This window comes from Paenibacillus sp. MY03, from assembly GCF_002165585.1.
Lineage (GTDB): Bacteria > Bacillota > Bacilli > Paenibacillales > Paenibacillaceae > Pristimantibacillus > Pristimantibacillus agaridevorans.
The window spans coordinates 44,750-68,571 of record NZ_MXQD01000014.1; the positions used below are offsets into that span (position 1 = coordinate 44,750).

Annotated in this window: 16 protein-coding genes, 2 pseudogenes and 1 riboswitch; of the genes and pseudogenes, 8 read left to right on the forward strand and 10 right to left on the reverse strand. The window is 45.8% G+C overall.

What is annotated here, in order from left to right; translation table 11 throughout:
• Positions 1-5: 5 nt before the first annotated feature.
• From B1748_RS15950 to B1748_RS15960, 3 genes are all read right to left on the reverse strand, one after another.
• Positions 6-4,031 carry a discoidin domain-containing protein gene (locus B1748_RS15950; protein WP_179215613.1) on the reverse strand — a complete coding sequence of 1,342 codons (4,026 nt, stop codon included), beginning with the start codon at positions 4,029-4,031 and terminating at the stop codon, positions 6-8.
• Between the two features lie 148 nt (positions 4,032-4,179).
• Positions 4,180-5,154, reverse strand: coding sequence for an AraC family transcriptional regulator (locus B1748_RS15955; RefSeq protein ID WP_087568927.1), 975 nt, complete (start codon positions 5,152-5,154; stop codon positions 4,180-4,182).
• A 554-nt stretch (positions 5,155-5,708) separates the two neighbouring features.
• Positions 5,709-6,299: a TetR/AcrR family transcriptional regulator gene (locus B1748_RS15960; RefSeq protein ID WP_087568928.1), complete on the reverse strand. Its 591-nt coding sequence runs from the start codon at positions 6,297-6,299 to the stop codon at positions 5,709-5,711.
• Positions 6,300-6,449: 150 nt separating this feature from the next.
• Here B1748_RS15960 and B1748_RS15965 point away from each other — a divergent pair, with 150 nt between their 5' ends.
• Positions 6,450-7,394: a ketopantoate reductase family protein gene (locus B1748_RS15965; RefSeq protein ID WP_087568929.1), complete on the forward strand. Its 945-nt coding sequence runs from the start codon at positions 6,450-6,452 to the stop codon at positions 7,392-7,394.
• Positions 7,395-7,590: 196 nt separating this feature from the next.
• Here the strand turns inward: B1748_RS15965 and B1748_RS15970 are convergent, their stop codons facing one another.
• The 5 genes from B1748_RS15970 to B1748_RS15990 all read right to left on the reverse strand — a co-directional run bounded on the left by B1748_RS15970 (position 7,591) and on the right by B1748_RS15990 (position 14,228).
• A complete protein-coding gene (locus B1748_RS15970; RefSeq protein WP_256975708.1) occupies positions 7,591-9,153 on the reverse strand; it encodes an FAD-dependent oxidoreductase in 1,563 nt (520 codons plus the stop codon).
• 607 nt (positions 9,154-9,760) lie between these two features.
• Positions 9,761-10,072, reverse strand: a complete 312-nt coding sequence (locus tag B1748_RS15975; protein ID WP_087568930.1) for a type II toxin-antitoxin system RelE/ParE family toxin — start codon at positions 10,070-10,072, stop codon at positions 9,761-9,763.
• A gap of 13 nt (positions 10,073-10,085) precedes the next feature.
• Positions 10,086-11,936 carry an N-6 DNA methylase gene (locus B1748_RS15980; RefSeq protein WP_087568931.1) on the reverse strand — a complete coding sequence of 617 codons (1,851 nt, stop codon included), beginning with the start codon at positions 11,934-11,936 and terminating at the stop codon, positions 10,086-10,088.
• A gap of 127 nt (positions 11,937-12,063) precedes the next feature.
• Entirely contained in the window at positions 12,064-12,342 is a 279-nt protein-coding gene (locus B1748_RS15985; protein ID WP_087568932.1) for a type II toxin-antitoxin system Phd/YefM family antitoxin, read from the reverse strand.
• 140 nt (positions 12,343-12,482) lie between these two features.
• The gene (locus B1748_RS15990; protein ID WP_087568933.1) at positions 12,483-14,228 is read right to left on the reverse strand and encodes a recombinase family protein; all 1,746 of its coding nucleotides are present in this window, start codon (positions 14,226-14,228) and stop codon (positions 12,483-12,485) included.
• A gap of 1,077 nt (positions 14,229-15,305) precedes the next feature.
• Here B1748_RS15990 and B1748_RS37530 point away from each other — a divergent pair.
• Both B1748_RS37530 and B1748_RS38045 read left to right on the forward strand, forming a co-directional pair.
• Positions 15,306-15,592, forward strand: a pseudogene (locus B1748_RS37530) (P-loop NTPase family protein); the annotation flags it as partial.
• Between the two features lie 6 nt (positions 15,593-15,598).
• Positions 15,599-16,010 (forward strand): annotated as a pseudogene (locus B1748_RS38045) (ABC transporter permease); the annotation flags it as partial.
• Positions 16,011-16,158: 148 nt separating this feature from the next.
• Here the strand turns inward: B1748_RS38045 and B1748_RS16010 are convergent.
• Both B1748_RS16010 and B1748_RS16015 read right to left on the reverse strand, forming a co-directional pair.
• Positions 16,159-17,763 carry an ABC transporter permease gene (locus B1748_RS16010; protein WP_087568937.1) on the reverse strand — a complete coding sequence of 535 codons (1,605 nt, stop codon included), beginning with the start codon at positions 17,761-17,763 and terminating at the stop codon, positions 16,159-16,161.
• Positions 17,763-18,659 carry an ABC transporter ATP-binding protein gene (locus B1748_RS16015; RefSeq protein ID WP_087568938.1) on the reverse strand — a complete coding sequence of 299 codons (897 nt, stop codon included), beginning with the start codon at positions 18,657-18,659 and terminating at the stop codon, positions 17,763-17,765. Before B1748_RS16015 ends, B1748_RS16010 begins: the two co-directional genes overlap by 1 nt.
• Before the next feature lie 148 nt (positions 18,660-18,807).
• Between B1748_RS16015 and B1748_RS16020 the strand changes: the two genes are divergently transcribed.
• The 5 genes from B1748_RS16020 to B1748_RS16040 all read left to right on the forward strand — a co-directional run bounded on the left by B1748_RS16020 (position 18,808) and on the right by B1748_RS16040 (position 23,804).
• The gene (locus B1748_RS16020) at positions 18,808-19,404 is read left to right on the forward strand and encodes a TetR/AcrR family transcriptional regulator (protein WP_087568939.1); all 597 of its coding nucleotides are present in this window, start codon (positions 18,808-18,810) and stop codon (positions 19,402-19,404) included.
• Between the two features lie 932 nt (positions 19,405-20,336).
• Positions 20,337-20,486, forward strand: a riboswitch (cyclic di-AMP (ydaO/yuaA leader).
• 130 nt (positions 20,487-20,616) lie between these two features.
• The gene (locus B1748_RS16025) at positions 20,617-21,036 is read left to right on the forward strand and encodes a universal stress protein (RefSeq protein WP_087568940.1); all 420 of its coding nucleotides are present in this window, start codon (positions 20,617-20,619) and stop codon (positions 21,034-21,036) included.
• A gap of 24 nt (positions 21,037-21,060) precedes the next feature.
• Positions 21,061-21,723: a potassium channel family protein gene (locus B1748_RS16030; protein ID WP_087568941.1), complete on the forward strand. Its 663-nt coding sequence runs from the start codon at positions 21,061-21,063 to the stop codon at positions 21,721-21,723.
• 31 nt (positions 21,724-21,754) lie between these two features.
• Positions 21,755-23,107 (forward strand): TrkH family potassium uptake protein, encoded by a 1,353-nt coding sequence (locus B1748_RS16035; protein WP_087569049.1) that lies wholly within the window; start codon positions 21,755-21,757, stop codon positions 23,105-23,107.
• Positions 23,108-23,201: 94 nt separating this feature from the next.
• Positions 23,202-23,804 carry a TetR/AcrR family transcriptional regulator gene (locus tag B1748_RS16040; RefSeq protein WP_087568942.1) on the forward strand — a complete coding sequence of 201 codons (603 nt, stop codon included), beginning with the start codon at positions 23,202-23,204 and terminating at the stop codon, positions 23,802-23,804.
• The last annotated feature ends 18 nt before the right edge of the window (positions 23,805-23,822 follow it).

Below are 23,822 nucleotides of genomic sequence, written 5' to 3' on the forward strand. Positions count from 1 at the left end.
CCGAATCACGACGGGGAACCGGAAATCTTTTTGTCGTCCGCCCAAAGCTCACTCAGTTGAAACACGTAATTGTTATTGTCGTCTTGACCGAGCTGTGTTGCGTAAATACGCACATGCTTAGCCGTCACGGGCGAGCTGAACGCGAACGTCTCCAAGCTGCTGCCCGGGTTCGAATAACCGGTAAAGGCTTGACCCGGAACGTCCGTCCAGTTTGCGCCGTCCATGCTCGTTTGAATTTTGAAATCCACCGGAAATCCGCTGCCGCCCGGCCGCGGCTTCAACCGCACTCGCTCGATCGTATGGGCTTTGCCCAGATCAAGCTGAATCCACTCGGTCGCATTCACGGTATGCGCAGTACTGGACCATACCGTTGCTATATCGTCGTCGATCGCTTGACTAGCTTCCCACCCGCTGCTGTAAGCGGAAGACGCCGAGATTCCGACGCGATCGGCCACGTCGAAGTCGCCGTCCAGCGACTTCAGTTCGATCCAATCGATGCTGGTCGTCCCCGTCGCGTTCGTCGCCGGGTCGAACCGCAAAGCCGTAATCGTGCCGCGCCATTCGGGATGGCCGGTCAGATCGACCTCGTACGTCGTATAATTCGGGTCATTGGCAACGATCGTAAAATCGACGCGCTTGCTCTCATCCATGCCGGATAGTACGGTCGCCCAATACAGTTGCGCGGTCGTGCTGGCCGTACCGTTCTTCATGCGCACGACGAACCGCTTCTTTTTGGCCGCATCGACGTTAATCGATTGGGTCATGCTCGGATCGTTGCCGCTAATCTCCGCGTTAAACGTACCTCCGACCACCTTCCGGTCAAGGAGGTGCGTGAATCCCCCCCATTCCTGTTCGTCGCCGTCATAGTTAAAGCTCCAGTATTCATCCCAGTTGAACGTCTTGCGAAGCAGCAGCCATGGCGCTTGTCCGGTGCTATCCCATATCCAGTGGGCATCAGATCCGCCCGGGAAGTTGACGACGGGTCCGCGAGTTGACGAACTATACGCCCCTTGGCTGGTCGCTTGCGTCCAATTGCCGTCCGCCAAGGCCAGGCCGTCGTAACGATCCTCTCGTTCACTCCTGATTTTCCAGCTAGCGTCGGATACAATCTTGCGTCCGTCCGGCAACGTGAAGTCGGCAAGGAATCCGCCGGTCGAGCCGGGAGCGTTCACTGCTTTGACGGTAATGACGTTCTTGCCCTTCAGAAGAGGCCATTTATACCGGACGGAATCGTCGTCACCGTTATGCCCCCCGATACCGCGTCCATTAATGCTGACCGGGTAATAGTCTCCCGAAGCCCAGCCCACCATCGTATCATACTCGATAGTTTCGAGATTAACGCCCAATCCCGCTTCCCGAGTCAATGTCACGCTCTGCCCGGGACTGAGGCTAACGGTGATGTCGAACAGCCCGCTCACCGCCGTTCCGTTGACTTCCCAGTCCGTATACGGGCTTTCGTTCTCCAGCACCTGAAGGCGCACAGACGAATTGGAAACCGTGAGCTTCAGGTTCATATCCCAATAACGGAAATTCGTTACGCCGGCTTGCGTTAATCCGGTTGACGGCATATTTGGCTTAATCTGCAAGCCGTCTTTGTCCATCTTGATGCCCATGAATCCGCGAAGCAGCGCGACGGGGACAAGGGCGCTTTCCGGGAATTCTCCCCAAGTGCCGACGCTGCCGGCATAAGTGTGCTGCACCGTTTCGCCGTTATACAGCGTTTTGCCACCGCTGAGATGGTCCAGCGCATAACGGTCGATGATATCGGAGAAACGGCCGTAGGCATTGTTGGCGCCCAAGTATTGCGCGCGGCTGGCGATTTCGTAGAACGTGGTGTACAGCGCCGCGCCGCCGTCCTGAATTTGGTCTCCGTAAGCTCCGTAATTATCCCACGCCGATACCCACCACCCGCCTTGCGCTTTGCTCGGGTTGGACGTAACGGTCGCGCGGGGAGCGAATACGAACTTGCTGAACACGTCCGCCTCTCCGGAGGAGGTCGTCACCGTCTCCGCCCAATTGAAGAAGGTCGTCGCTTTGGCACTGTCTCCCAATCCGTAATAGAACGCGGCAACGTTCAGATAGATTGGGCCGTAGTCATGCTCTACTCCGTTCACGTCGATCGTCTGAATGTAGTGGTTCGTCCGCCAGAAGGTCGTGTCGTACGCCGCCTTCAAGTCGTTCGCATAGCCGTTCAGCTCTGCGGCCCTGGCGGTATTTCCGACCAGTTGTTCCAGTTCGGCCATGGCCGTTAAGGCCGCATAGCCGTGCATGTTGCTGTATGCGTCGATATGCCCGTGCGGCAGGATGTCCCAATAATCGCTCCCGTTCTCCGTTACGCTAATGCCTTCATGATCGGACTGGGTAATGATGAAAAGCTTTTTCGTAGGATTGTAATAGTCCAGCATATAAGCCAGGGCCGCGCGCATCCGATCGATCTGAGTGGATAGCAGTTCCCGATCTCCTGTCGCGACATAGTAACGGTAACCGCCTAGAATAAAGTTGGCGGGCGTATCGATATGATGCAGCGTGTCGCTGCCGTCACCGGGGAACGGCCAACCCTTTGAGTTGTCCCAAGTCCAGGGATAACCGTCCGGGTCTTGCCGCTGGACGAGCATCGAGTACTTCTCGCCCGTTCGCCATGCTTCGTCTTGCAACCAGTCACGAATCGTACCCATCCACTCCCGCCAGGTCGGGCCGCTGCCGATATGCCGCTCGTAATTGCGCTCGTAAAACATCTCGGTGAGCGCGCTCGTCATCGCGGCGTCAGTGCCTTCGAACACAGGAAAACCAGCTGGAAGCCAATCGTTGTTCGGCTCGACCGTGAAGTTCAACTCGCGAACCAATGTTTCGCCCGTATTCAGCACGTACGGTTTGAAATAAGGAGAGCCTGTCCCTTCCGCCGCAAAAAACGGGAAGGTCATCGAATCGATCCCGACGGCCACTTCCACGGTCGGCTGATTGTATTCGATACGCAAATCGTAATCATGGCCATTCGCTCCGTGAATATAAAGCGGACTTTGCCGCAACTCGAACGCGGGGCTGTACGTTCTTTCCGCGCCGCGCTTGTAGACATAGCTGGAATGGTACTGGTTATCTCCCCCGATCATGTAGTCGAACGGCACGCGGTTGCGCACCGTCACGTCAAAGCCGGGATCGTACCATTGCATCGGCATAATATATCCGATATTGTGAAGGGGAATGTTGTTCGCATTGGACGTAATCGTGAACGTGTTGCTCCACTTGTTGCCGTCCAATTCGATCACCCAGTTGCCGGTCACGTTCAACGTGCCGTACGCCCCGAACGTAATATTGCTCAGCGTCAGCGTGTTTCCGGAAAGCGTGGAGGTAACCGCGGTACCCAACCCCGGCAGGGTGTTCGTTCCGCTGCTCGCCGTCAAATATAAGTTGCCCGCAAGCAGGTTCTCACCGTAGCTCCCCGTACCGGTCGGATCGAACTGAACGAGATCGATTACTCCGTAAATTCCGGAAAGCTTTACATAACCGTTGGCCAGATTGTAGCGGTCCGCCGTTGTATTAAGAATGCGCATATAATCGATTTCGAACGTGCCGCTGCTTCCCTGACTCGGATCGAAGCGGAGTTCGGTAACCGTTCCCGTCCACGACGCGGGAAGCTGCACGCGAAGCTCATGCCACTCGTTGTCCGTCTGAACGGTGATCGGCAGGCTATAGGCTTCCGAGTAACCGTGTCCGGTCGTTTTCCAATACAGCTGCGCCGTTCCGTTTCCCGTGCCGTTTCGGTATTGCAGCACAAGTAACTTGTTATCGGTCGCGTTTATGGACACCGCAGGACTTGTTAACTGCGAATCCGCGCCGCCGAGCGTTACTTGCAGCATACCGTCGGTGACGGAAGAACTCGCGATATCGTTGCCGGGCGTCCACCCTTCGTAATTGCCGTTCGTCTGCCAGTTCCACTCCGCAGTCGCTTGCGCCGAGCCATACTCGGGACGGACGAGAGCAGCGAACGTAAAAATTAGGGCCGACAGAATGAATGTTCGAATCGCCTGTTTCATTAAACCCCTCCTAATGATGAGTTGCATTGATAGATAAAACGCTTTCATCTCTCATTATAGGAGGTTAATATCGTCCAATCTTCTCCTATTCTCGTTATTGTTTGCACAATACTACGATATTCGGCCGGGTATCGACAAACCGATTTCATCACTCCGAATGATGGACATCGGTCCGCAATTTGTACGACTTATACTCGCTTGGGGGTATGCCCTCCAGTTTCCGAAACATTCGGCTGAAGTAGGAAAGGCTTTCGAAGCCGACGCACGCGGCGATTTCTGTCAGCCTCATGTCCGTGTCGCGCAGCAGCATCTTCGCATGCCGGATACGGAAGCGGAGGATATATTCGTTCGGACTGATTCCGACGATTTTGCCGAATCGCGAAATGAAGTAATTCTGGCTTAAGTTTACGAGGGCCGCGAGGCTCGATATGGTCATTTTGGTATCATAATGCTGATGGATGTGGTCCAGAGCTCTTTGGATCGCAGGGTCGGACACGATCGCAGGACTGCTCCGGTCTGTCGCTTCGCGGAACAACGCGGTCAGCAGGCATTGGAAGTTGGCTTTGGAGGACAACATAAATCCAGGAGGCTCGAGCATGAATTCCTCGACTGTCGTCGTAAACAGCTTGCGAACCAAATTCGGATTTCTGGGTACAATTATTGAAGGAAGATCGACTACGGCTTCCTGGAAAACCGTTTCTCTGCCGTATCGCGCTACTTGCTCATCGGGATACAACGGCAGCAACGGCTCCTCCTGCGAGGGGAGCAGCATTTTGTAATGAATCCAGATGTAGTTGGCGGGCTGATCGGCGCTGATATGATGCGGTTGATGGGGCTGGAAGTGCACGACCGCATTCTCTCCGATCGTCGTTCGAAAATCGCTGCAGGTGACGACGACTTCGCCCTGAAGGACCATCATCAGCCAATGATAAGGAATTGTTCGGACGTAACATGCGAGCTCAGAGACGTAACGGGCCTGAAATAATCCGCTTCTCATTTCACGTTGCGGATAACTCCACTGCCCGTCCCGGATCTCCCAACCTGCGTGATAGAGCATCGGAAGAAGTAAGTTGGCGGTAAGAAAGCGTTCTTGCGTGAAAATTAACTGATTATTGGCGTTCATATCCGGAATGCTCCCCGTGTTAGGATGATGTATTCGATGCTAATTTACGATGGTGTTTGTCCAGAACAACATCTTTTCTATTCGACATGGTTTTTGCAATATCCTTTAAAATTCAAAATGCCGTATCAGAGGGCGCGGAATGTGAGTTACGCTCCCCAAAAATAAAATAACGACTGTAGTGACATTTCGGTCAATCTACAGCCGTATTAAAACGAGCCAATAACCCGCGATAAACGCCAGGTCCAATAATAATCGCCGCTGTACTTCAAATACTCCAAATGCTGAAACACCAATGACTTATCAAAAAGCCGTCTTCTCTCACAATCGAGTCCAAAGAACAAAGAATTCCTCCAAAGCCAAATTTAAGCTACGCTGTCGAACTCGTTCCCCGAGCAGCTTAACATCAACCACCTCTAAAGAAAGCTTAACCGAGGTGCAAAGAAAATGACGCTGGGTTGATAGTTACCCAACGTCTTTTAACGTTGACTGTCTCGCCTGCTTCATAAGCTTCACTATCCACAGGCACCGAACCGCCTGTGCTTCTCCTCGTCCCCTTACTTTTTATTCGAATCAGGGCGCCGCGGATTGACCGTGCCAAAGATATGATACGGTGTTATCCCATTTGCAAATAGGCTATCTATCAACTTGACCAATTCTTCCGACGATAGATCTTTGCCGTTGCGTATCCAAAGGCGAAACATAGATATTAATGTTGATATGTAAAATTCAATGATGTATGGTGCCAAGACATTATTTGTTGGGAAGTCCACAATCAATCTCTCAAAGGGAATTTCTCTTTTCAGGCGTTCAACAAAATGAACAGAACCATAGTCGCCCAAGAGGGCTTTAAGGACTGAAATCTCCTCTGCATTTTCCAAGCATTGAAGTGCATCTTGGAAAGTATGTGTAGAAAACTCTCTGCTTGCCATTTCCTCGTTAATGGATTTCATGACACGCTCTTCAACGTAGTCCAACAACTCATAGATATCCGTAAAGTATTGATAAAATGTACTGCGATTATATCCTGATTTATTAGCAATCTCTTGAATCGATATTTTTTCAATTGGTTTTTGGCTATATAAATCACAGAATACATTTATAAATGTTTGCCTTGTTTTGTCCGTAATTTCAGGTTGCTTATTCATTATTGGCCTCCATTTTCCTGTTCAATCGATTATACGACAGATATTAAAAATCTGATGGTTGATGACCGTAGAGTGAATCTATACAATAACATCATACAACACGTTGTTTGATTATCAACAATGATTAACCTATATTTTTAGGAGGCTAATATGAGAATTTTATTCTTCGGCAGAGGTGTAATATCGACCCAATATGCTTGGGCTTTTGAAAAGGCAGGGCATACAGTTGAGTTTTACGTTAGAAAAGGGAGAAAAGAAACCTTCGGAAGCAACATAGAGCTTGAAATGTGGGACGTGCGAAGAGGGAAACAGCTAATAAAAGAAAGCTGGAACGTCAAACTGCATGAGGAGCTGAGCCCGAATTATGATCTCATTATTGTGAGTGTCAACACGGAACAACTTCCAGAAGCAGCACAATTACTATCAACTGTTGCCGGAACCACCCCTGTCCTACTATTCAATAACGTTTGGCAAGATTTGAAATCATCGATCTCACCATTGTCTATGAACAATGTTGTCTTTGGGTTTCCTGGAGCAGGAGGCGGCATCGCGGACAATAGGCTTAGAGGTGGCTTTTTGAAAATGCTATTTCTGGAAAAACCACGGGCAGGCACTGAACATATTAACAACAAGGTCAAAGAACTATTTGAAAGCGCCCATTTTAAAATTAGTTGGGTAAAGGATATGCAAAACTGGCTATGGAATCACTTTGCCATGAATGCGGCTATGGAAACCGAGGTGTTGAGACGGGGAAGTTTTCCAGCACTCATGAATCATAGCGACTCATTCGCAAATGTTGGCAAGAATATGAGGGAAATTGTCCCTGTACTTAAAGCAAGAGGCGCAAAGATGGATATGATCTCTCTACTGTTGACTAAGATTCCACCAGCACTTCTCGGCGCGCTTTTTAACAAGGTCATTTTTGCAAAGGGCAGCTTACCACGACTTTTCATGGAATACAACAATAGTAAAGCAGGTTTTGCGGTACTTGAAGTTGTGAAAGAAGCAAAAAAGTCAGGCATACCTTTACCACGTCTTACTATGGCATTTGAAAATACTGAACATTACAAAGCTAATGAAAAATCCATATCATAGAAATCTGCCGCCCGTATTAGCCCAATTGCCCAGAGCAGCAATCAAACTTCGGCGGTAGTTCCTTTCAACAGCTTCAATGACGTTCTCTGCGTCTCCACTATAATATTAGACTCACTCCCCGTGGACCGAATATGTATACTTAACAAAAAAAAGAGAGCTTCTAAAGCTCTCTAAAGGCAGGATGGATTGACCCTTATTATTTCTTCGTTACTTGCTTGCCGGAATTCAGTTGCTCGCGTTCAGCATCCGTATAGTCGGCAATTTTATTTTTAGCTTTTACGCTGCTCACATTAATTTTGTACTCTTTTTTCAAGTAAGCATGCATTTTCTTCATATCCTCTTCATTAAGCTCCACCAATTGCTTCTCACCGTCGATTTGGGCAAGAATAATGCCGATTACTTCTCCAGCAAGTGAAGTATTCGCTTGAATACGAGCACTTCCGTAAGCTGCTGCTGTAGCACCTACGTTTTTACCAGCAACAATAACGTTCGCATAATCTTTCAAAATAAATGAACGCAGCGGCATACCGTATTTATCCGGATTTCCTAACCCTACGCCCCAAGGGCTGCTCTTTATCCCTTGATTATCGAGCGGATAACTCGCAATGCTCACGTTATCCCAGAACATTTCGCCGCCCATTACATCCGTAGCTTGCAGAATATAATCGGTTTCATAACGGTCAAAATCACGAATATACAAATAATCAGGGTAGCCGTTTACTTCGGCGTTTTCCCAGCCTGGAAGCATGTCACGCAAATGGTCAACAATTAGATCAGTCTCTTCCTGACCTAGTTTAACGGCTTCTGCAATACGCTCATTGTCAGATGGAACAACATCATAGATAAGCAAGGCATTGATCAGTACCTCACCATTCAGTTGGTTCAATGCATTCAGACCACGCAAGAAAATATCGTCTCGTGTAGACTCATACTCTTGGCCCACATTGCCAAATCCCCAAGTAAATGTATCGGTTACAGTCGTTTCCCCTCCATATTTCTCAAAGCGTTCTTCTTTTCCTAGTGCCATAACTTCACTCTTGAACTTATTCCAGTCTACGCCTTTAAATTTCATCATGATAGAGCTTGCCATATAATCAACATCTGAAGCATTAAAAATCGTTTCAACTCCTGGAAGACGTTTGCCGCCTAGTAAATGAGTCAAAGCAGTAAAGTCAGTGTTTTCCACAAAATAATCCGCCGTTACTGTCTTCTCTTCACCAGCTGCTGTTTTGTAAGTCAGACCGCTCACCTTCGTGCGACCGTTCTTATCATCTGTTTCTTTCTTCACATCCACAATCGTAATGCCCGATTCCAACGGAATACCATCCATCACTTCATTAAAATAGGTAGTAAAATGCTCAATATTGCGAATTTCTCCGTTTTTAAAACGATCAAATAATTTTTTAATGCGTCCTTGCGTCATTGTTTTCTGTGCATCATCCGTAGGCTCATCCAGAAACAGCATTTCTCCCTGTATCAATTGACCGCCCGGCTTTTCACGCGGATCAAGTACAAGGACAGACAGTCCTTCATCTTTAGCCGCTCTTGCCAAATACATGCCTTCAATCTCCGTACCGATAACAACAACATGTGCGTTTTTGCCTTCCGGTAAAAGTTTTGGATCTTTCTCTTTAATTGTCGCATTATCCGAAGCAGCAGGCTTCTCTGTTCCTTGGCCGCCCTGCGAATTCGTTCCGTTCCCTGTACTGCATCCCCAAATAAAAACCAACACAAGTAATAACAATATTAGCTTCTTCACTTCCACACCTCATGTATTATCATTTAAATAGACTCAGAGTCTTTATCGTCGTCTTCTACATAAAGATTGCAAAGTCAACTTCATATAAAAGAACAAAAAGAAATAACTTCAACGCGCCTCCTTTCATGGACTTGTTCCCATTCACTTTACCATATTTGTTTTCAGTTAGTTCATAATAAACTCTTATTATTCTTTTAAAAATTGTCTTAAGAATATTACCTTTTCCTTTAGATACATGAAAAGAATCCCTCGAAAATCAATTGATTATGCCAGGCGGTTTCTTTCTGCCCTTCGGCGGAAAGCTGGACATCATCCAGGAGAGGATATGTTGGTGCTTCACTTTCGTCTCGTATGTATTTTTACGTCTGGTCGCTGAGAAGATGTGTTACCGCCCATTATTACTTTCAGTGAGACTTTTTAGATGTAAACTCCCCCCTAGAGTCCTATGGTATCTAGCACCCGCTCCTGTTTTTATACAAAAAAATACCCTCTCATTAAAGAGAGGGCAATCCCACATTAGCTTCTCATTCGTTCGTTCCGTTCCAAATTAGTAGTGAACAACACTCCACATGTGTGGGGTAGGCAGAGTCAACATAGGTTGATCCAATCAAAACAGTTTTTCGTAATCTCGTTTACTATAAATAATGCGTCGAATTTCTACAAACTTGTCCATAACAACATAAAACACAAGGTAATTTTCAACAACAAGAATTCGATAATCCTCCTTGAGCCCACCCGTACTTTTATAACGGCGCCCCGAGAAAGGAAATTGTTGCAAACTAGAAATTGCGCTGTCAAACTTATCAACAAGATGTATTGCAGCTTCTGGTGCATGGAGTTGTTCGCTAATATACTGAACAATGTCTACCAAGTCTAATCGCGCTACAGCAAGATAACGTAAATCGTAATTTTTCTCCACTACTTGTCCTCCTTTAATCTGTATGATAAATCCCCAGCCGTCCAAGCAACACCGTCTTTTGTGTGACAAAGTTTTTCTCTGCTTCGATGATCGATTCTTCGAATTCTTGTTTATTCTGCTTCAGCTTCTCTCCTACTTCATTCATGAACTCATTCGAAAATGACGGAATTTCAAGCTGCTCTAACTTGGACGGGTTAATCAGTTTAATTGTTGTTCCTGTCTGTAGAGCGTCTATCATTCTGCGTCCTGTATCACTCTGTAAAAATTCATACAAAACATAAACGTTGTATCGACTTGGATTGACTCGAATAATTGATAGATTGCCGCTTGCAAATGCATCGCAGAACGGACTTTCCACTATGGCGAACTTGACTACCGAGCCTTTGGAGGTGATCAAAATATCCATTGGTCGAATGGCGAATTTGTCTAGCCAATCTTGCTTTTTGTAAGTGATTCTCGAATTCTCATCATAATTGATTCTCCCATTTTCTATATCCTTGACGTTAAGAAAGTAATGGGTCGCGGACATCGAAAGATCTTCATGTTCTTCTTTCGATAGCTGAACCCCCCGTCTGATTTCTGCGATTTCACCAAGTTTTACGGTATGCTGGAATGAATTCTTCAAAATATCAAATTCTAAATATTCTTTTGTATTAAGGCTGAAGTTATAGGACTTGATTTTTTCTATGTCTATTAGCCTACAAAACCGCTCCTCTTCCATGCCGTTCCAGTAAGATTCGATGATTTTGGAAAGACCTTCCTCAGTAATCGCATGTTGATTTCGGTTGATTCTACAAGAATAGCCCCCAGCATCTATAAACAATATTTGGCCAAGTCTAGATTCAGGTTTCTTCTTATTGAAAACGATCAGCTCTGTACTGATGCCGGTTTTGGAGTAAAGATTTTCCGGCAATGTGATGACGGCTTCGATTAGATCCTTCTCAATGATTGATTTTCTAATGTAAGCTTCAGTGCTTCTTACCAACGTTCCCTTTGTGCCGAGAACAATGGCTTTACCGTTAGAATTCAGATGGTACAATACATTCTGATAAAAAGCCCAATCTGCCGACGATTTCGGGGGAATGCCATGTTCGTACCTCGGGTCGTTCCTCGCCTTCTCCGGATTCCAGGCAGCGCCAAAAGGAGCATCTGAGAAAATAAAATCAAACGTGCGACTTTGGCTTGCGGAGTCTAATACATCTTTATTAACAATCTCGAAATTAGGGATTCGGTTTACAATCATCAACAACTTAGAAATTAAATAGGAAGTTACGTTTATCTCTTCACCATAGTAGGATATAAGTTTGTTCTTTCCCAAAGTTTTCAAACGGTAATAACTTTCTAGATAAACACTTGAAATTCCGGAACAAAAATCGGCAAATGACTGGGTGCTTTCAAGACGGATTAGCCCGAGGGACAAATTGGTTATCGATGCCGGCGTTTCATGAATCCTCTCATCCCCGCCAAAGTTAAAAGCCAACAAGTTAATAAATCGCACCATTTCATCATGATTCACGAATTGAAAATGGTACAACTTTTTCATTACATTTTCCAATGCTCGATAAGTTGAGTTATTCGAAAAATGAAGGAATGAAGAGACAAGACCCGTGAAAATGCCCTGAAGTTGTTCATTTTCCTGCTCCAGTTGTTTCATTCTGTTATCTAACCATTCTATACTCGAACTCTCTTGAAAAATGCGGCCCCATTGTACATTATTCTCGATGCTTGGTTCAAGTTTATTTAAATAGTAGATTGATGATGCTACCAATAAAATAAGATTAGATTGTTCGCTAGTGTAAAGCCCCCTTAACTCATCAAGGCAGGTCGAAGTCAATTTATTCATTTCGGCATCCCTAACGTTCATCACATAATCACCTCTTTAATTAGGTATTTGCATACCTAATTAATTTATTAAAAAAAATGTAGAATGGAACAAATTGGCTGTCAAGGAAATCAAACAAACTGGAGGCAAGGCCTCCAGTTTAATATAGTCATCCCTTTTCTTCCTTACGTAAACGTTGTCTTAATTGCTTAAACACTTCATCGTGGCTAAAACGAACATCTGAGTTATTTGCTTCGATTTCAGCCTCTTTCAGCTTTGCAAAAATCTCGTTGTTGTACTGTATATTTTCATACTGCTCAATACTCATAACAACCATATCCCCATGTCCGTTTTTCGTAAGAAATACCGGTTCAAGAGTTTCGTGAACAATCTTTGATATTTCGGCGAAATTATTTCGCAAGTCGGATACAGGTCTAATATGCGGCAATGCCCCCACCTCCTAAACAATATTTTATCATTATTATGATAATCAATCAACTTCATCTTTAAGTGATCAAAGTCGACCTTATTAGGAGGTCAGCCAGCTAATCGATGTTTGTAAAGCAAAAATCTTAGGCGTCCCTTTATTTATTGATTCGATGTATGGACACCACTGCCTCCACATGTGTTGTCTGGGAAATGGGGACATGCATCACTCCTATCTGCTGCTCCTACCTTTTTTGGGATTTTCATTCCGTTCTTGCCTTGAATACTTCGCTTTAAGCCGGTTTTAAATACAAAGGTTAATTGATACGGCTCTACGCTATCGTCATCCTGTTCTTCACCCATTACAACCTTTTCAACGACACTTTCGAAAACACTTCGATCGAATTCAGAAAGAACGGTATTGCTTTGAAGCACGTTACGAAATTGCTGCAATTTTTTATCAACGTCGATTTCTTCTTGAGCCGATGCCTCCAGTTGTTCTCTCACTTCAATTAATTTTGTTAACGTGGACTCCAGTTCATCATATTTGCGTTCGTAAGTGGAGCGATCAACTTTTTCATCCAGATGGAGATCAATCAGATTTGAACGCTTTTGTTCAAGTGCCTGGATTTCGTGCTTAACTTTGCTTAACTGCTTGTGATGCTGCTGCTCACCAAGCACTGACTCCATCCTTAACAGAAGCTCATCCAGCACATCCTTATGATTGCCGCAGACCCGATTGTACGTTTCGACAAATGCGCCCTCAATTATTTTTTCCTCAACCCCTTTGCTATGAGGACAATATTTCTTTCCTTTTTTCGAGAAAGAGACACATTGCCATATGACTTTTGCGTAGGTGGTTCTGCTATTCCAGCTTCTCCGAGAGTAGTTTTTCCCACAAAATCCGCATTCAAGCTTACAACTGAACGTGAACTTCCGACTGAACTTTTCGCGTTTTCCGCCTTTCTCGAGTTTCCCACGCGGCTTTCCCCGTCTGTTCAAAATATCTTGGGCTTTCTCAAAAATTTCCTCGCTTACGATTGGCTCATGATGATTCTTGATGTAATATTGATCCTCTTCACCATGATTATCCAATCTGCGCTTGGATATTGGATCGAGCGTAAAGGTTTTGCCTTGAAGGAGATCACCTTTGTATTTCTCATTCTTAATGATACCTAGCACTGCTGTATCTCCCCATTCCAAGTTCCCGCGCTTCGTTTTATGAGGGAGCTTCGTTAACTCTTTGGCGATTACTGAGGCTCCAACACCAGCAATGTAACGATCAAAAATGTATCGAACAACCTCGGCTTCTTCTTCATTAACTGAAATCCGCTTGGTTATGAGATCATAGTCATAGCCGAGACAGCTTTGGAAACCAACAAGCTCGCCGCGTTGCATTTTCATCTTCAAGCCCATTTTTACAATCGATGAGATATTCTCAACCTCTTGCTGTGCTACCGAACTTAGAATGGTTAATAATAACTCACCGTCCATCGTCAAGGTGTTAATGTTCTCTTTCTCAAAAAACACGGCCACATTTTTCTCCTTGAGCATACGGACATATTTAAGGGTATCTACCGTGTTTCGGGCAAATCTTGAAATGGACTTGGTAATAACCATGTCAATTTCCCCATTCAGGCAATCGTTAATCAATCTCTGAAAACCATCACGCTTTTTTACCTGAGTACCAGTGATGGCTTCATCCGCATAAATATCAGCCAGTAACCAGTCGCTTCGCTGACCAACTAACTCTTTGTAATAGGAAACCTGTGACTTATAGCTGTTGAGTTGCTCCTCAGTGTCCGTGCTTACACGTGCATAAGGAGCCACTCTCAGGATTTCACGTTGCCCTCCGGTACGATCTGACAGTTTACGATTCGCTTTTATAACCTCAACTGAAAATGACATTTCCGTTTCCTCCCCTGAGTTGTTCTCTACGCTATTAGCGTAATAAATTCAGGCGAATTCAACAAAGGTGTAATTTTGAGATTTTTAATATCAGCTAAAAAAGAACTAATGTGCGGGCTTATCCAGAAGTAAGATCTGAATAGATGCCATAATCACGCATGGTTCGTTTTTTGAGCAAATCGAATTCTTGTTCATTTATCAAGGATAGTGTCAGCAATTGCCTGAGCAATGCAATTTGCATACTGTACCTCAATAAATCCGTTTTCAAGCGATCATCCCCTCAAACCGAATTTAGGTAGCGATATGGCCAGTAGAAACGAGGCCTTCTACTAACCCTTTCATTTTGAGGGTCAGATCGGGTACCTGATAACCAATATTATGTTTGTTAAACAAACAGCCCCACAGCACTTCGGCAATATGACCGAAGATTCGCAGGGCATTAATATTTTTCTTGCAGGTCACTACACAAAATTTCACAAAAGAAACCAGACTTATCAACTCTTAAAATACGGTCTCCTATCGTCAATAACCTTGCCGTGATCGGCATAAATGAAGACATGCGTAATGTCCATAAATACCCATTTTCACATAGCTACAGAAGACCAAGTTAATGATCCCCATGACAAACTAAAAAATCTCGGACAACAGCGTAAAACTTTAAAGGCTGGCACAGATGGATTAGATCAAGAGAGCTATGGATAACTTCAACTTTGGAACGCGTTCCTTGCTAGCAAAAATCAAGACCAGAATTGGAAAGAAAGTGGCAAACTCTCTATAATTCAAGATATAAAGCGCATATTCCTGTTAATCGTTTCTGTCGGCCTTTTCGAAAGCCTCTCTGCTTATAAAAAGTGATAGGCCAACTGACACCTATGGTTCTTGTTGCAGGCGCCCCCATATAAATGAAACTAGGAAGCAAGCGATTAAAAAACGAACAGAATGCTTCTGGGTTATCGACCAACATGACTAGCAGCAGCAACAATGGCCTGGACTCTATCAGGATACAAATGCGCAAATTTTTGAATCACAAAACCTCCTCCGGAAAACCCTATACTAACAAATCCGCATAATTTTCCTGCCGACCGTAGAGTTTCCAATTATTTGGGCGATATGAGCCGCAAGCTAGACATCGCAATGAGACTTATCGGAAAACCGAAGATTATCTTCCTTGATGAACCGACCACCGTGCTTGACCCGAACGGCGCATGGAGACGGCCAAAGCGCTTGCCGAAGGCGGCATGAGGGTATTCCTGACCACGCAGTATCTGGAGTTAGCTGAATACCTAGCACACCGAATTTCCATATTGCATGAAGGTAGAATTATCGTAAGTGACACTCTCTCAGATCTGAAACAACCGTTCCCGTCCTTCGAGCGATTCAACTCTATGCCGATTGCTCGTACCACAATCATTCTCGTAGCGATCGTGATAAGCTTTCGCTGGACGGCGGGAATACTGTCATAGGCTGTGGCCGATATACTCGCGCTCTTTTCAATGGCCTTGACATGGATCACGGCGATTGCCGGACTGTCGGCAAAATCAGTGGATGATGCAGGCACTTTTATTTCCCTTCTATTTATTAACTCGGCGTTTGTACCCACGGAATCTATGCCGTCAGTCATCCATGTTTTTACTGAAAACCAGCCCGTGACTTCAATTGTGGAAGCCCTAAGCGCACCTATGTCGGCAACCTTTCGGAAATGTTACTGGGGTTGCGCTCGCGTGGTGCCCAAGGATACTGATTGTCGCATATCTATTTGCCATGCGAGCATACAAAGGAAGAGCGTTTAATGTTTGCAAACTATTCCAACACATTTATAACAACGAGTACACGGCGGTTTATATATGAGATCATAGCTGAATAATCGTCAACCATCCTCACCTTGTAACAAAGTGCGGATGGTTGACGATTAACTTGTTTGGCTCTGGGGCTACGGCGCCTCAATATCTCGTCTTCTGAACCCGACAAAGCCTGCCACAATTAACGCAATAGCGATTGCGCCAAGAACGAATAGCGGCAGGAACGCCACTTCGTCAAGAGGTGCGCGCGGCACATAACCATAGGGAGTAATCCGTTTCGTCCACTCTGGCAGCTGCAACAGTCCTCCCATGTACAAGACAACAAACGAATAAATCAGATACAACCAGTTCAGATTGGTCAACTTCGGGAAACAGCCTGCGAATAAGATCGAGATGCCAATCATGACAAGCATGGCTGGATAATAGGCCAACGCCGCTCCGTAAATCGTGCTGAAGCTTAAGCCGTTCTCCATCGAAGCGTTCCCGGCTGACCATAGGCCAAGCGCAGCAAGTGAAAACATCATGAAGCCGTTTAGAACCGCAGCGACCAAATAACCTCCAAGCAGTCGGGAACGGGATACCGCTCTGCCGAGCAGCGGTTCGATTAGCCCCTTCTTCTCTTCGCTTCGGAACCTGTGTACAGCTAACATCGGCGGAATCGTTGCTGCAAGCGTCATGACTGTCATGAGCATCGCAATGAATTGATCCGTTAACGTCACACCTTCAATCTCTCCCATTAGTTGACCCAATATTTCGTTGTTTCCAAGGAATGTTTCCAGATCGCCCAGAATCGAACCGTACGATGCACCGAGGACGTAAATTCCGATAGCCCATGAAAACATCGCAGTGCGCTGCAGTCGAAACACAAGACCAATTGGGCTTTGCAGAAAACGAGAGGCGTGAGTTCTGCCCGACCTTGTCGGCATAAAGCCCTTGTCCAGGTCCCGAATGGCATTCAAACCGATGGCCGCGATAAAAAGAAGCAGAGCCAGTGCAGCCATCAGACCGACAGGCCCCCAATGATTAGTCGAATAGACGCCTGTCTTTGTCACCCATCCAAGAGGAGACAGCCATGACAATGTTTCATTGCCGACGTCGCCCAGTGCACGCACCAAGTAGGAGATCATGAGTACGGTAATGGAATAGCCGAATGTCCCGCGGGAGCTGTCCGAAAGCTGGGCAAACAGTACTGCTACGCCCGTGAATACCAGACCGGTCGCGCCAAGGACAACCCCATACAACAACGAACCTTCCAAGTCCATACTTTCGACTCCGAGCATCGACAGACCGAATCCTGTAACCATCGCGAGCAGCGTAAAAACGCCAATTTGTACAATCAGTGTCGCGTTCAGCCAAGAAAGACGGCCAACCGGGAGCGATCGGATCAGCTCCAGACGCCCCTCTTCCTCATCTCCCCTCGTATGACGCGCCACGAGCAGAATAGCCATGAGTCCGACTACAAGAGCTGTCAAAAGCAGCATCTGGTGTGCGGTCATGGCCCCGACTGTATAGTTCTCCAGATCACCGGGCCCAAGCATCGCCAGCATGGCAGGGTTGGCCATTGTCAATGCCATAACATCCCTATCTTGCTGTGAACCGTACATTTCGGACAAGGCTGGCGGTACAATGAAGGTGAAAAACACAATGCCGATCATCCATAACGGAATGCGAATTCGGTCAAGCCTCGCGATAAATCCGATCAATCGGCCCGTTCTTGCCCATAACGGATTGTCCATCACCGAACGCCCCCTCCAGTTCCTTCATAATGCCGAATAAACAAGTCTTCGAGCTTAGCCGGCGAGCATTCCAGCTTCACAATGCCGAACTGGCTAAGATGCCGAATGACGTTGTCCATCTCTTCAGTATCCATTTGGAATGACAACTCTTCGCCTTTCTCTTCCAGCTCATAGATACCCTTAAACCGCTCAATGGAAGGAATAGCCTGCTTTGTCTCCACCTTAACGTGTGTACGGGTTAAGTGACGCAATTCACGCAATGTCCCGCTTTCAATGATTTTCCCCTGCCGGATAATCCCGACCTTATCGCACAGGCGCTCCACTTCAGACAAAATATGGCTGGACAGGAGTACGCTTTTCCCTTGCTCTTTGACTGCCATCACACAATCCTGAAATACATTCTCCATCAAGGGGTCCAGCCCGGAGGTAGGTTCATCCAAAATATACAAATCCGCATCAGCAGAAAATGCAGCGATAAGCGCCACCTTCTGCCGGTTACCTTTGGAATAGGTTCGACACTTTTTTGTCGGGTCCAGGTCGAATCGTTGAATAAGCTCTTCTCGTTTGCTTTTATCGCTCCCTCCGCGCAATTTAACAAACAAATCTATGACCTCGCCACCGGTCAAATTGGGCCATAGATTGACGTCGCCAGGCACGTAAGCGAGACGCTTGTGAATCTCAACCGCATCTTTCCATACATCCTTGCCAAACAATTGAGCCTCTCCGGAGGTGGCTCGCAATATACCAAGAAGCACACGAATCGTCGTCGATTTACCCGCGCCATTAGGGCCAATGAATCCAAAGATTTCCCCGCTGCTCACTTCCAGATTCACACCGTCCAGCGCTGTCGATGCACCAAACTTCTTGGTTAAGTTCCTGACTCGCAACAAAGACATGGTCTCACCCTTCCGTTAATGTTTTGAAATATAGTTATTCATATATTTCATATTATATGATGGCGATTCATTTTACAACATGTTTTGAACTTGGTTAATTGTTATATTTCATAACTTAAGTTAAACTATTTACAGAGAGGTGGATGAAATGGACGGATACCAGAAACGTAGAGACCAGAAAAAAAAGGACATCTTGCGAAGTGCCGTTGATCTGTTTTTGACCTACGGCATCCAGAAAGTGTCCATTGCAGAAATAGCAAGCAAAGCCAACGTATCGCAAGTGACGATTTACAACTATTTCGGAAGCAAACATAATCTTGTTGAAGAAATGCTCGTATTTTATCTCGATCAGATCTGGTCGGAGTATGAAAAAATGCTGACCAACGACATGCCTTTTATCGAAAAGATCAAAAGCGTGATGTTTGCCAAGATCGATTCCGCCAATAATGTGCACCCCGATACCTTTACCCATTTCATGAAAAAGTACGCGACCGGCGTCCCTTACCTGGAAAAGATGATGCAGGAAAAAATCATGCCGGGGCTGATGACGCTAATTGAAGAGGGAAAACAGCAAGGGTATGTCGATCCCGGCCTATCTAATGAATCAATCCTTGTGTTCATTCAAATGTTCAAGGATTATATGCAAAAAGAAGAGGCCTTTCCGCACCTGCAAAAGATGACGGGGGACCTCAATAAATTGTTCTTTTATGGACTTGTCGGAAGCAAACATAATTGGGAGGAATGACTAGTTACCTTGCCGATCGCTCTCCGGTCTTAAACATTTCCCTGATTTTAATCTTGGTTCAGGATGTTAGAAATAGGAGGCCTCTCTAGACAATCAGAACTTTCTCCTCGGGATACCGGAATTTCTCCCGACTGTGTTTTTGCGACAATGCAAATGCAAGTGTTGTTCGGTAAAAATAATGTGTTAGACTGATGTCGTTGATTTAGCGCGGTTTTTGAATTGATGAATCGTCAGCTTTTAAAAAATAAGTTTTAGACTGATCAATTAATGAAAGAGCGGCAGACCAAGATTTGATAAATAAAGCCTTAGACTGCCGCTGTTGTCATCCAACTAACGTTCTCCGTTAGGTTAAAGATGTTGAACTGTTTTATTGCCATTATAATCAGCCAATATGAAAGACACCAATTATGGTTTTCCCATCAACATCATGTAGCGGGATATCACGACCACCCGCAGGTCTATTCTTCTGTATGGCAAGTGCTTCCTCAGGTGTCTTAAATCAGGTCCCGTTTCATTGGAAGTGGCGTCTGCGTCAGAACCGTATGTCTGTCCGTTCTCAATGCCGAAGTGACTTCGAAAAGAACCTCTTTAAAATCCTGCAATCACCACACTCACGGAAATAACCATGACTGCCAAGGCGCGCATAACATAGATAATACGACCACTACCAGCTCACTATAAACTATAAGTCATAAATCCAAGACCGCCAATCTGATTCAAGTGGGGCAAATCTGAACTTATGAAAAACATAACGAATGATCCCCTTTCCATTGCCCACTCAAAAGAAATTGAAACGTCTTTGCTCTATCTTCGTATTATTGCCTGAAAATACCACTACATTCAACCATAACTATGCAAGCAACCCATGATTGATTTCCCGGATCAGCTGTTTACTTTTGAAATTAACTGCTTTATGATAAGTTACAACAATTGTATATTCATCGCTTAATCCTCTTTTGAGGAGCGGGGGAACCAACGAAGCATAATCGCTTCAGGGGTGAATTCTTTCTTTTGCAGAAAGAACGGGGACTCTCAGACCCGAATCCGACAGCTAACCTCGTAGGCGTCATGAGAGAGATCATGAATGCGTCTTTGGTTTGTCCTGACATAGCAATCCGAAGCTTGGCAGCAGAATTTCTCTGCTCCAAGCTTTTTTGTCGTTTCACAGCAATCATTCTGTTACTTTCAAGTTTCAGCAAAGGAGTATAGCCCATGTTAAGCAGTGAGAAAATTATGGTATGTGTGTACCACGGGCCAAACGGAGAACGGCTGATCCGGCGAGGAGGCCGATTAGCTGCCCTTTATCAATGCCCATTGTTCGTACTGCATGTACAGACTGAACAAGAGAATAACCAGATTAGCCAAGACAAAAGTGAGCGCATTCTCCATTGGAAAACGATATCCGAAGAATGCCATGCCACGTTTATGACCAAAACTCGTGGCAATCACAAGGTCTCCGATGTGATTGCCGATACGGCTGAGCAAATTCAAATCACACAATTAATCATCGGGCACCCCGGTATGACACGATGGCAAGAGATTTGGAATGGCTCCATTGTCAATGAACTATTAAAGAAAATTGGAGAAATCGATATTCATATTATCGCCTTTCAAGAGGGTCGGGATAGATAGACATAAGGAAAGGATGTGCTATGCATGAAAAAACAGTTTATAGTGATTGGCCTGGGCCGATTTGGGTCTAGCTTGGTGCACACTTTGATTCAGAATGGTCACGAAGTACTCGCCGTTGATAAGGATGAGCAGCTCGTACAAGACATATCCGGCGTAGCGACTCATGCTGTGCAAGCAGATTGTACAGATGAAGGAGTACTGAAAGAACTGGGCGCACGAAACTTTACCCATGCGATTGTTGCTATCGGAGAAGATCTGCAGGCGAGCATATTGGCAACCTTGTTGCTTAAAGAATTGCATATACCGAAAATAACGGCCAAAGCTAAAAACGAAATGCATGGGCAAGTTCTAATCAAAGTAGGGGCAGATCATATTGTGTATCCAGAACGAGACATGGCTGCTCGCCTTGGAAATCAATTAAGCTCCGATAATCTGATTGACTACATTGAGTTGTCTCCCGTTCACAATTTGGTCGAACTGAAGGCCCCACCTGCTATGAATGAACAGACTCTTCAACAATTAAATATTCGGGCCAAATACGGATGTACCATTATGGCGATCAAAAAGGGAGTTCATATCAATATTTCACCAAAGGCAGAGGATGAAATTAACACGGGAGATATTCTGGTGATAATCGGCAGTAACGCGGATATTCGAGACTTGGAAGAAGACTATGAACAGAAATGAAGATCGTATGCATAGCCGTTCTCTTTTCACTATGCTTGTCGCCATCGTAAATCGGCTGAAAACACGAACAAGCCCTCCCCAACTCATCTTGATGATCTTTTTTTGCTTGATCTGGGTAGGCGCTTTGCTTCTAATGCTCCCCTATTCATCATCATCCGGCCAATCGATCGGCCTGCTGAATGCCCTCTTTACGGCAACCTCCGCCATTTGTGTCAATGGCCTGGTTGTCGTGGATACGGGAAGTGTGTTCTCTACCTTCGGGCAAATCGTCATTATGATGCTCATTCAGGTCGGCGGCCTTGGCTTTATGACCGTCGGCGTAATGGTGGCTATCATGATCGGCAAAAGGATCGGCCTTCGCCAAAGGCTGATCATTCAGCAGGCCACGCACTCGACATCATCGCAAGGCTTGGTCAAATTGTCGATCTTTATGGTGCTTATCGCATTTGCATTTGAGGCATTGGCGACATTGGTACTCACCCTGCATTGGCAAGCAGATATGGGTTGGGGTCAAGCTGCTTTTTATGCGCTCTTTCATTCCATTTCGGCGTTTAACAATGCGGGCTTCGCTTTATGGTCGGACAGTTTATCTCCATTTGTTGGCGACCCTGTAGTCAACATCACCGTCATCCTGCTGTTTATTATCGGGGGGCTTGGCTATATTGTCGTCGTGGATGTTTTTCGCAAACGTTCATGGCGCAAATTATCCCTGCATGCCAAAGTTGTCTTGCTTGGTTCCGGTATTTTGTTTGCCGCGGGCTTCTGCTTGATCTACCTGTTGGAAAGCTGGAACCCCGCAACCTTCGGCTCCTTGTCTGCCGGGGAGCGGATATGGGCCGCCTTATTCCAGGGGGCTACGCCCAGAAGCTCCGGGTTTAATACTATAGACATTGGCAGTATGTTGGCCGCGTCGCAATTCCTGATCATCATTTTAATGTTCATTGGTGCAGCTTCCGGTGGAACAGGTGGAGGCATTAAAGTCAATACGATGTTTGTGCTCGTACTTGCAACCATTAATACGTTCCGCGGCGGCGGACAAATTCACGCCTTCGAGCGCAAAATTGCCATCGAGACAGTCATGCGCGCATTGGCTGTTGTGATCAGTTCCCTTGCGGTAGTCCTTTTGGTCTCCCTTCTTCTGACGATTTCAGAAGGCATGCTGGAGGAGCACTTTCTGGAGGTACTCTTTGAGGCCACCTCGGCCTTTAGTACAACCGGATTATCCATGGGCCTCACAAGCGATTTGTCTCCGCTTGGCAAAATCATCGTGACCATTACCATGTATGCTGGGCGACTGGGGCCCCTCACACTGGCTTTTGCCTTAGCCCAAAAAAAGCGTTCATCTAAAATTGGCTATCCCGAAGATCATATACTGATTGGCTAGACAGGAGCGGACTTCCGCTCCTATTATTTTTAGCTTGCATCATTTTAATGAATGAATTATAATTTTATTCATACATTCACTAAGAGGTGCCTTTATGCCAAGAAAATTTGATGACAATGAAAAGAACAGCATTCATAACAAATTGCTGGATGCCGGATACGAATTGTTTTCACAGTATGGATTTAAAAAAACAAGCGTCAGTGATATTGCTAAAGCTTCCGGCATTGCTTCCGGGACTTTCTATTCCTTCTATGCTAGTAAAGAAGAACTGTTCTTCGCCTTAATGGAGCAAGAAGAGCAGCGCATTCAACACAGCCTGCTTCAGCAGCTCCACGGCGCTCCCGTGAACAAGGAAGCGTTTATCGTTTTTTTAAAGCAATCTCTGGAACTGATCATCGACAATCCAATTTTGAAAGAAGTGCTCTTGCCTGAGCAACTTGAGTCCATCATCCGCAAAGTGCCCGCTTCCCAGTGGGAAGGCAACTACGCTGGAGACGTCGAGAAGCTCGGGCCGCTTATCGTAGAATGGCAATCACGCAACGTTGTGCGCGCCGACCTGGAGCCCGCGCTGATTGCCAATCTCATTCGTTCGCTGGTTCTGCTTTCGCTGCAAAAAAAAGCGATTGGCAATTTTTCGGATACTTTCGAGCATTTAGCAACTTCGGTTGCACAATACTTAACGACCACTGACCATTAATTAACCCTACGAGGTGAA

Excerpts from the sequence above, each read along its gene's own strand:
- B1748_RS16040 (WP_087568942.1), top strand. The coding sequence starts at position 23,202 with ATGCCAAGAAAATTTGATGACAATGAAAAGAACAGCATTCATAACAAA.
- B1748_RS15950 (WP_179215613.1), bottom strand. The coding sequence starts at position 4,031 with ATGAAACAGGCGATTCGAACATTCATTCTGTCGGCCCTAATTTTTACG.
- B1748_RS16035 (WP_087569049.1), top strand. The coding sequence starts at position 21,755 with ATGCTTGTCGCCATCGTAAATCGGCTGAAAACACGAACAAGCCCTCCC.
- B1748_RS16020 (WP_087568939.1), top strand. The coding sequence starts at position 18,808 with ATGGACGGATACCAGAAACGTAGAGACCAGAAAAAAAAGGACATCTTG.
- B1748_RS15960 (WP_087568928.1), bottom strand. The coding sequence starts at position 6,299 with ATGAATAAGCAACCTGAAATTACGGACAAAACAAGGCAAACATTTATA.
- B1748_RS15965 (WP_087568929.1), top strand. The coding sequence starts at position 6,450 with ATGAGAATTTTATTCTTCGGCAGAGGTGTAATATCGACCCAATATGCT.
- B1748_RS15990 (WP_087568933.1), bottom strand. The coding sequence starts at position 14,228 with ATGTCATTTTCAGTTGAGGTTATAAAAGCGAATCGTAAACTGTCAGAT.
- B1748_RS15955 (WP_087568927.1), bottom strand. The coding sequence starts at position 5,154 with ATGAACGCCAATAATCAGTTAATTTTCACGCAAGAACGCTTTCTTACC.
- B1748_RS16030 (WP_087568941.1), top strand. The coding sequence starts at position 21,061 with ATGAAAAAACAGTTTATAGTGATTGGCCTGGGCCGATTTGGGTCTAGC.
- B1748_RS16025 (WP_087568940.1), top strand. The coding sequence starts at position 20,617 with ATGTTAAGCAGTGAGAAAATTATGGTATGTGTGTACCACGGGCCAAAC.
- B1748_RS15980 (WP_087568931.1), bottom strand. The coding sequence starts at position 11,936 with ATGAACGTTAGGGATGCCGAAATGAATAAATTGACTTCGACCTGCCTT.
- B1748_RS16015 (WP_087568938.1), bottom strand. The coding sequence starts at position 18,659 with ATGTCTTTGTTGCGAGTCAGGAACTTAACCAAGAAGTTTGGTGCATCG.
- B1748_RS16010 (WP_087568937.1), bottom strand. The coding sequence starts at position 17,763 with ATGGACAATCCGTTATGGGCAAGAACGGGCCGATTGATCGGATTTATC.